This is a genomic window from Delftia tsuruhatensis NBRC 16741 (assembly GCF_001571325.1).
GTDB lineage: Bacteria > Pseudomonadota > Gammaproteobacteria > Burkholderiales > Burkholderiaceae_C > Comamonas > Comamonas tsuruhatensis.
Map to the genome: position 1 here is coordinate 124919 of NZ_BCTO01000033.1, position 7200 is coordinate 132118.

General features: G+C 67.4%; 8 protein-coding genes. 3 read left to right on the forward strand and 5 right to left on the reverse strand.

Features of this window, described 5'->3' with window-relative positions; all coding sequences use genetic code 11:
• Positions 1-22: 22 nt before the first annotated feature.
• Positions 23-226: a DUF3460 family protein gene (locus tag DTS01S_RS17560; RefSeq protein ID WP_016449043.1), complete on the reverse strand. Its 204-nt coding sequence runs from the start codon at positions 224-226 to the stop codon at positions 23-25.
• Between the two features lie 46 nt (positions 227-272).
• Between DTS01S_RS17560 and bamE the strand changes: the two genes are divergently transcribed.
• Both bamE and DTS01S_RS17570 read left to right on the forward strand, forming a co-directional pair.
• Positions 273-770, forward strand: a complete 498-nt coding sequence (gene bamE / locus DTS01S_RS17565) for an outer membrane protein assembly factor BamE domain-containing protein (protein WP_016449042.1) — start codon at positions 273-275, stop codon at positions 768-770.
• A 164-nt stretch (positions 771-934) separates the two neighbouring features.
• Positions 935-1573, forward strand: coding sequence for a YitT family protein (locus tag DTS01S_RS17570; protein WP_017404251.1), 639 nt, complete (start codon positions 935-937; stop codon positions 1571-1573).
• A 2-nt stretch (positions 1574-1575) separates the two neighbouring features.
• On the opposite strand, the gene DTS01S_RS17575 is transcribed toward DTS01S_RS17570, so the two are convergent.
• The 4 genes from DTS01S_RS17575 to DTS01S_RS17590 all read right to left on the reverse strand — a co-directional run bounded on the left by DTS01S_RS17575 (position 1576) and on the right by DTS01S_RS17590 (position 5933).
• Positions 1576-1860, reverse strand: coding sequence for a hypothetical protein (locus tag DTS01S_RS17575; protein WP_017404252.1), 285 nt, complete (start codon positions 1858-1860; stop codon positions 1576-1578).
• A 12-nt stretch (positions 1861-1872) separates the two neighbouring features.
• On the reverse strand, positions 1873-3939 hold the full coding sequence (gene metG, locus DTS01S_RS17580; RefSeq protein WP_061288236.1) for a methionine--tRNA ligase: 2067 nt from the start codon (positions 3937-3939) through the stop codon (positions 1873-1875).
• A 138-nt stretch (positions 3940-4077) separates the two neighbouring features.
• The gene (locus tag DTS01S_RS17585; protein ID WP_016454164.1) at positions 4078-5316 is read right to left on the reverse strand and encodes a patatin-like phospholipase family protein; all 1239 of its coding nucleotides are present in this window, start codon (positions 5314-5316) and stop codon (positions 4078-4080) included.
• A gap of 56 nt (positions 5317-5372) precedes the next feature.
• Complete coding sequence (locus DTS01S_RS17590) at positions 5373-5933, reverse strand: restriction endonuclease (protein ID WP_026062090.1); 561 nt, start codon at positions 5931-5933, stop codon at positions 5373-5375.
• A gap of 138 nt (positions 5934-6071) precedes the next feature.
• Here DTS01S_RS17590 and apbC point away from each other — a divergent pair, with 138 nt between their 5' ends.
• Entirely contained in the window at positions 6072-7163 is a 1092-nt protein-coding gene (apbC, locus tag DTS01S_RS17595; protein WP_012203771.1) for an iron-sulfur cluster carrier protein ApbC, read from the forward strand.
• Positions 7164-7200: the final 37 nt, after the last annotated feature.

Here is a 7200-nt window from a genome sequence, read left to right on the forward strand (position 1 = left end):
TGATGTGTCATTGCAGCCGAAATCAGGAGTTCGTCTGGTAGACGTAGGGTTTCTGGTCCACGCGGCCGGCGCGCAGGTCTTCCCAGACTTCGTGGTTCACGTCCTTGTCCCACAGCAGCGAGCGGCCGGCCAGCTGCTGGCTGGGCAGCTCGGGCTTTTGCTTCTTCAGCTCGTTGATGAAGTTCGTGGCGTCGGAACGGTAATCGGGGCGGCGAAAGAATGACATAGTCTGATAACCTCTTGAATCGCGTGATTTTACCGGGACACCGCCGATGAACCTAGTCTCCCGTCTTCTGGGCGTTGCCGTGGCCGTGATGGGCATGCTTGGGCTGCCCGGCTGCGATCCCCAAAACATCAAGGAACTCGAAGAAGGCCTGTCCACCGAGGCCGACGTCCGCGCCCGCTTTGGCGAGCCCGAACGCATCTGGACCGAGCCCGACGGCTCGCGCACCTTCGAGTACAACCGCCAGCCCGCCGGCAGCCGCAACTACATGATCACCATCGGCACCGATGGCCGCATGAGCGCGCTGCGCCAGGTGCTGGCGCCGCACAACTTCGAGAAAATCCGCCCCGGCATGGACGAGGAGCAGGTGCGCCGCATGCTGGGCAAGCCTGCCAAGGTCACCACCTACCAGCTCAAGCAGGAAACCGACTGGGACTGGAACTACATCGATCCCCCCACGCGCGACATGGAGTTCACCGTCACCTTCGGCCCCGACGGCCGCGTGCTGCGCAGCGCCGGCCGCGAGAAACTGCACGGCGGCGCCTGACAGCAGGCCCCTGCAAGCATCCTGCGGCGCGCTGTACCCTGCACGCCACAGCGCGCCGGGGCAACAGTCTCTAGAATCCGGGTTTGTACCTATGACACCCCATGGGTACGGTGAAGGCCCCGAACCGGGGCCTTTGCGACGATAGATCTGTCATCACCCCGACAATGTCCACGCCCTCCCTACCCGCTGCGCCTGTTTCGGCCACCGCTTCGCTGCGCCATGGCCTCTTCGAGGATGTCCAGGCCCTCTTCACCGGAACCCTGTTCGTGGGCATCGCCATGATGATGTTCGCCCAGGCGGGGCTTTTGACGGGCAGCACGGCGGGCCTGGCCTTCGTACTGCACTACGCCACGGGCTGGCCGTTCGGCCTCATCTTCTTCGCGATCAACATCCCGTTCTACTGGTTTGCCTGGACGCGCGTGGGCCGCACCTTCACGGTCAAGACCTTCATCTGCGTGGGCGCGCTGTCGCTGATCACCGAAATGGGGCCGCGCCTCATCCACATCGACTACCTGCACCCGGCCTTTGCCGCGATTGCGGGCGGCCTGCTCATGGGCTCGGGCCTGCTGTTCCTGGCGCGCCACCGCTCCAGCCTGGGCGGCGCCACCATCGCCTCGCTCTACCTGCAGGACCGCTACGGCATCCGCGCCGGCAAGGTGCAGATGGCCATCGACTGCTGCGTGGTGCTGCTGGCGCTGTGGGTCGTGCCCTTCGAGCGCGTGGCCTGGTCGGTGCTGGCGGCCGTGATCATGGGCGTGTTCCTGGCCGTGAGCCACCGGCCCGGGCGCTACGCCGGGCAGTAGCCTCAGGGCGTCAGGGGCTGCCCATCGGGCGTGCGGTAGCGGACCGTGATGCCGCTGTTGTCTGCGGCTGCCCCGTCATCGCTCATCGCATCGACGGCCTTGCCCACTCCCTTGCCGACGATTTTTGCCGTGCCCACGGCCGCATCCGCGGCCAGCCCCACGGCCGAGGCCGTGACGCTGACCGCCGTGGCGGTCACGGCCACCACGGTGCAGCCGGACAGCAGTGCGCTGGCGCACAGGCAAAGAAAAGCCCCCAGGGCCGGGGACCGTGAGGGCTTGCGGGACATGGATGGCTTGCTTCAGTGGATACGCATGCCGGGGGTGGCGCCTGGGAAAGGCTCCAGCACATAGATGCCAGGATTGCTTTTCTCATCGGCGTGGCTGGCGGCCAGCACCATGCCTTCGGAGATGCCGAACTTCATCTTGCGCGGCGCCAGGTTGGCCACCATCACGGTGAGCTTGCCCTGCAGCTGCTCGGGCTGGTACATGCTGGAGATGCCGGAGAACACGTTGCGTGTCTTGCCTTCGCCCACGTCCAGCGTGAGCTGCAGCAGCTTGGTCGAGCCTTCCACGGGCTTGCATTCCACGATCTTGGCGATGCGCAGGTCCACCTTGGCGAAGTCGTCGATGCTGATGGTTTCGGCAATTTCCTCGCCGCCGGGCAGGACCTTCTCGACCACGGGCTCGGGGGCCTCGAACAGGGCCTCCAGCTGCTTGACGTCCACGCGCTGCATCAGGTGCTTGTACAGGCCGATGGCATGGCCGGCGCCCAGCAGGTTCTGTGCGTCGGCGAACTGCAGCGGCGCCACGTTCAGGAAGCCTTCCGCCTGTTCGGCCACGGCCGGCAGGATGGGCTTCAGGTAGATGGTCAGCAGGCGGAAGGCCTCGATGCAGGTGGTGCACACGTCCTGCAGGCGGGCGTCCATGCCTTCCTGCTTGGCCAGCTCCCAGGGCTTGTTGGCATCCACGTATTCGTTGACGCGGTCGCACAGCTGCATGATCTCGCGCACGGCGCGGGCCGTGTCGCGGTTCTCGAAGGCCTGGACGACGGCCTCGCTCTGGCCACGCAGCTGGGCCAGCAGGGCCTGGCCGTCTTCGCTGACCGTGCCCAGTTTGCCGTCGAAGCGCTTGGCGATGAAGCCGGCCGCGCGCGATGCGATGTTCACGTACTTGCCGATCAGGTCGGAGTTGACGCGGGCCATGAAGTCATCGGGGTTGAAGTCGATGTCTTCATTCTTGCCGTTGAGCTTGGCGCCCAGGTAGTAGCGCAGCCACTCGGGGTTCATCTGCAGGCCCAGGTACTTGAGCGGGTCCAGGCCGGTGCCGCGGCTCTTGCTCATCTTCTCGCCGTTGTTCACGGTCATGAAGCCGTGCACGCAGATCTTGGTGGGCGTCTTGCGGCCGCTGAACTTGAGCATGGCGGGCCAGAACAGCGTGTGGAAGGTGATGATGTCCTTGCCGATGAAGTGGTACTGCTCCAGCGCGGGGTCGGCCATGTAGGCCTCGTAGTCCTCGCCACGGCGGTCCAGCAGGTTCTTGAGCGAGGCCAGGTAGCCCACGGGCGCGTCCAGCCAGACGTAGAAGTACTTGCCCGGCGCATCGGGGATCTCGATGCCGAAGTAGGGCGCGTCGCGCGAGATGTCCCAGTCGCCCAGGCCCTCGCTGGTCGTGCCGTCCGGGTTGGTGCGCACGCTGAACCATTCCTTGATCTTGTTGGCCACCTCGGGCTGCACGTGCTGGCCGTCCTGGGTCCATTCGGTCAGGAATTCCACGCAGCGCGGGTCCGATAGCTTGAAGAAGAAATGCTCCGAGCTCTTGAGCACAGGCTTGGCGCCGGACAGCGCCGAGTAGGGGTTGATCAGGTCGGTGGGCGCGTAGACGGCGCTGCAGACCTCGCAGTTGTCGCCGTACTGGTCCTTGGCGTGGCAGCGCGGGCATTCGCCCTTGATGAAGCGGTCGGGCAGGAACATGTTCTTCTCGGGGTCGAAGAACTGCTCGATGGTGCGCGTCTCGATGAAGCCGGCAGCCTTCAGGTCCCTGTAGATCTGCTGGGCAAGCGCGTGGTTCTCGGGCGCGTCGGTGTTGTGCCAGTTGTCGAAGGCGATGTGGAAGCCGTCCAGGTACTGCTTGCGGCCTGCGGCGATGTCGGCCACGAACTGCTGGGGCGTCTTGCCGGCCTTCTCGGCCGCAATCATGATGGGCGCGCCGTGGGCGTCATCGGCACCCACGAAGTTGACCGCGTTGCCCTGCATTCGCTGCGCACGCACCCAGGTGTCGGCCTGGATGTATTCCATGATGTGGCCGATGTGGAAGTTGCCGTTGGCGTACGGCAGGGCGGTGGTGACGAAGAGTTTGCGTGCGGTCATGGATGGCGGCTTTCTCGGGGGAACCTGACATTCTAGAAGGGCTGGGCGGTTGTGGGGCGGCGATGGCTTTTCCGTGCAGGCGGACATACGGGGAGTTGTTGAGGGCCTTCACTGCGCCAGGCCTGTTGGCTGCAGGCGTCAGCTGGCGACCAGCGGGCGCTGCCAGCCCAGGAACTGCTCTATATCGCTGCGCCGCGCCAGCGCGTCGCGCCGGCCCAGGGCCATGAGTTCGCGGGTGAAGCTGCGCTCGAACAACAGGTAGCTGGCCAGGGCGGCGCCGCGCGGGTCGCTGGCGTCCTGGCGCACGCCCAGGGCACCCAGCAGGGTGCGCATGGGCAGCGGCAGCTGGCCCACATGGCGCGCGGCGATGGCGTCTATGCGCTCGGAGGGCGAGATGACCAGCAGCTGCAGCGGGCGCAGCCGGCTGCGTTCGCGGTCGGCGGGCGGGATCAGGGCCAGGGTCTGGTTGATGCGCTCGGCGCGCTCCACGTCCAGGGACAGGGCGTCCAGGAAGATGCTCGACAGCGTGTGGCCCGCGATGTGGGCCAGCGACGGGTAGCTTGCGCCTTCTGGCGGCGGCCTGGCCGGCGGCTCGGTGCGCCGGCCCGCGCCCACGACGAGGATGCGCTCTGCGCCCAGGTGGATGGCGGGCGCCAGCGGCGCGGTCTGGCGCATGGAGCCGTCGCCGAAGTATTCGGTGGCGCCGTCCAGCGGCAGCGGCGTGGCCGGAAAGATGAAGGGAATGGCCGAGGAGGCCAGCAGGTGCGCGTGCGTGATCTGGGCGGCGGCGGCCTTGCGCTGGTTGCGCACCCAGGGCTGGAGCTGGTCCTGCGCCTGGCAGAAGGTCACATGCTCGCTGGTGGTGTAGCTGGAGGCCGAGACCGCCAGCGCACGCAGGTGGCCGTCCGCGATCAATTGCGGCAGGCGTTCCAGCGGAACCAGGCCACACGACAGCAGGCGGCCCAGCGGCTGGTTGTCCAGCAGCGAGCGCGGGCGCATGCGGCCCCAGCGCGCCAGGGCCCAGCCCAGCGACAGCAGGGTCAGCCAGCGCGCGCCGCTGCGCAGCACGCTCAGCGAGTCGGACAGGTAGATGTCCTCGGGCCGCAGGTTGCGCCAGATGCGCGACATGCGGCGCACGGCCCGGTCGAAATGGTCGCTGCCGCAGGCCAGGGCGGCCGCGTTGATGGCGCCGGCAGAAGTGCCGACCAGGATGGGGAAGGGATTGGGGCCATGCTGCTGGCCGCAGGCGCGGCGTATCTCGGCAATGGCCTCCAGCACGCCGGCCTGGTAGGCGGCGCGGGCGCCGCCGCCGCTGAGCAGCAGTCCGGTGCTGGGGGGAGGGAGGCTGGAGTCGGGTGAGGGCGCGGCATCGGGCATGCCTGGAGTGTGCCGCGCGCCGGCCGTCATCAGATCAGGGGATGACCCCGAAGGAATCAGGCCTTGGCCAGCAGGGAGCCCAGGTCCTTGCCGGAGATCAGGGCGATGCCCTGCTGCTTGGCCCAGGCGGCTGCATTCTCGGCCGGCGGCTGCAGCGACAGGTAGCAGACCGTGGCCGCATCGCGCGCCTGGCCTGCGGCCAGCAGGGCGCGCAGCGGCTCCATGCCGTGCACGCCGGCCTTCCAGCGCCTGGCGCTGGCCACGGTGGTGCTGCCTTCGCGTTCCAGCACGAAGTCGGCGCCGTCCTTGTCGGACAGGCGGGTGACGGTGTAGCCCTCGGCCTGCCAGGCGCGATCGAGCCGATCGGCGAACTCGCGCCAGCTTTGCTGGGCGGCGATCTCCAGGGCCTGCTCCACCTTGGCGGGGCTGGGCGCGCGCAGCTGGCGCCAGGCGGCAACGCAGCCTATGCCGAAGAAGGGCAGGGCGGTGATGGCGGCGAACGGCGCGATGTCCTTGGGCAGCAGCGCCGTGGACACCAGGGTCACCAGCGCGGCCAGCGCGATGCTGATCCACCAGCGCGAGCGCAGCAGGATCGCGAACAGGGAGTTGTGGGCCATCTTGAATTTCACGGGGCGGATCTTTCGCGGAAAAAGGCGGGAGAAATGGGAACAAAGCCAGCGGGGCCTGCATTGTCTCGCGCGGGCGAGGGCTTGGGGCCTTGGATAGACTATCCGGCTCTAGGAGTAATCAAAGCAATGGCAGTCACAGAACAAGCGCTCTTGGCCGCGCTCTCCAGCGTGCTCGACCCCCACACCGGCAAGGACTATGTGAGCACCCGCGCCCTGCGCAACCTGCAGGTCACGGGGGCCGACGTGGCCTTCGACGTGGAGATGGGCTATCCGGCGCAAAGCCTGGTGCCGGCGCTGCGCGGCCAGTTCGTCGCCGCGGCCAAGACCGTCGAGGGCGTGGGCAATGTCTCGGTCAACATCACGTCCAAGGTCGCCGCGCATGCGGTGCAGCGCGGCGTGCAGTTGCTGCCGGGCGTCAAGAACATCATCGCCATCTCGTCCGGCAAGGGTGGCGTGGGCAAGAGCACGACCACGGCCAACCTGGCGCTGGCGCTGGCCGCCGAGGGCGCGCGCGTGGGCATCCTGGACGCCGACATCTACGGCCCCAGCCAGCCCATGATGATGGGCATCTCCGGCCGCCCCGAAAGCCCCGACGGCAAGACCATGGAGCCCATGGAAAGCCATGGCGTGCAGGTCATGTCCATCGGCTTCCTGGTCAACAACGACCAGGCCATGATCTGGCGCGGCCCCATGGCCACGCAGGCGCTGGAGCAGATGCTGCGCCAGACCAACTGGAAGGATCTGGACTACCTGCTGGTGGACATGCCGCCCGGCACCGGCGACATCCAGCTGACGCTGGCCCAGCGCGTGCCCATGACGGGCGCCGTGGTCGTCACCACGCCCCAGGACATCGCCCTGATCGACGCCAAGAAGGGCGTGAAGATGTTCGAGAAGGTGGGAGTGCCCATCCTGGGCCTGGTGGAGAACATGGCGGCCCACGTCTGCACCAACTGCGGCCATGTGGAGCACATCTTCGGCGCCGAGGGCGGCAAGCAGATGGCGGCCGAGTACGGCATCGACTACCTGGGCGCACTGCCCCTGTCGCTGCAGATCCGCCTGCAGGCCGACAGCGGCAAGCCCACCGTGGTGGCCGAGCCCGACAGCGAGGCCGCGCAGATCTACAAGAAGGTGGCGCGCGACCTGGCCGTGAAGGTGGCGCTCAAGGCACGCGATTTCACGAGCAAGTTCCCCACCATCACGGTGAGCCAGGGAACCTGAAATGCTGCGCCCCCTGAGCGGCTGCGCCGCTTCCCCC

Excerpts from the sequence above, each read along its gene's own strand:
- DTS01S_RS17560 (WP_016449043.1), bottom strand. The coding sequence starts at position 226 with ATGTCATTCTTTCGCCGCCCCGATTACCGTTCCGACGCCACGAACTTC.
- bamE (WP_016449042.1), top strand. The coding sequence starts at position 273 with ATGAACCTAGTCTCCCGTCTTCTGGGCGTTGCCGTGGCCGTGATGGGC.
- DTS01S_RS17570 (WP_017404251.1), top strand. The coding sequence starts at position 935 with ATGTCCACGCCCTCCCTACCCGCTGCGCCTGTTTCGGCCACCGCTTCG.
- DTS01S_RS17575 (WP_017404252.1), bottom strand. The coding sequence starts at position 1,860 with ATGTCCCGCAAGCCCTCACGGTCCCCGGCCCTGGGGGCTTTTCTTTGC.
- metG (WP_061288236.1), bottom strand. The coding sequence starts at position 3,939 with ATGACCGCACGCAAACTCTTCGTCACCACCGCCCTGCCGTACGCCAAC.
- DTS01S_RS17585 (WP_016454164.1), bottom strand. The coding sequence starts at position 5,316 with ATGCCCGATGCCGCGCCCTCACCCGACTCCAGCCTCCCTCCCCCCAGC.
- DTS01S_RS17590 (WP_026062090.1), bottom strand. The coding sequence starts at position 5,933 with ATGGCCCACAACTCCCTGTTCGCGATCCTGCTGCGCTCGCGCTGGTGG.
- apbC (WP_012203771.1), top strand. The coding sequence starts at position 6,072 with ATGGCAGTCACAGAACAAGCGCTCTTGGCCGCGCTCTCCAGCGTGCTC.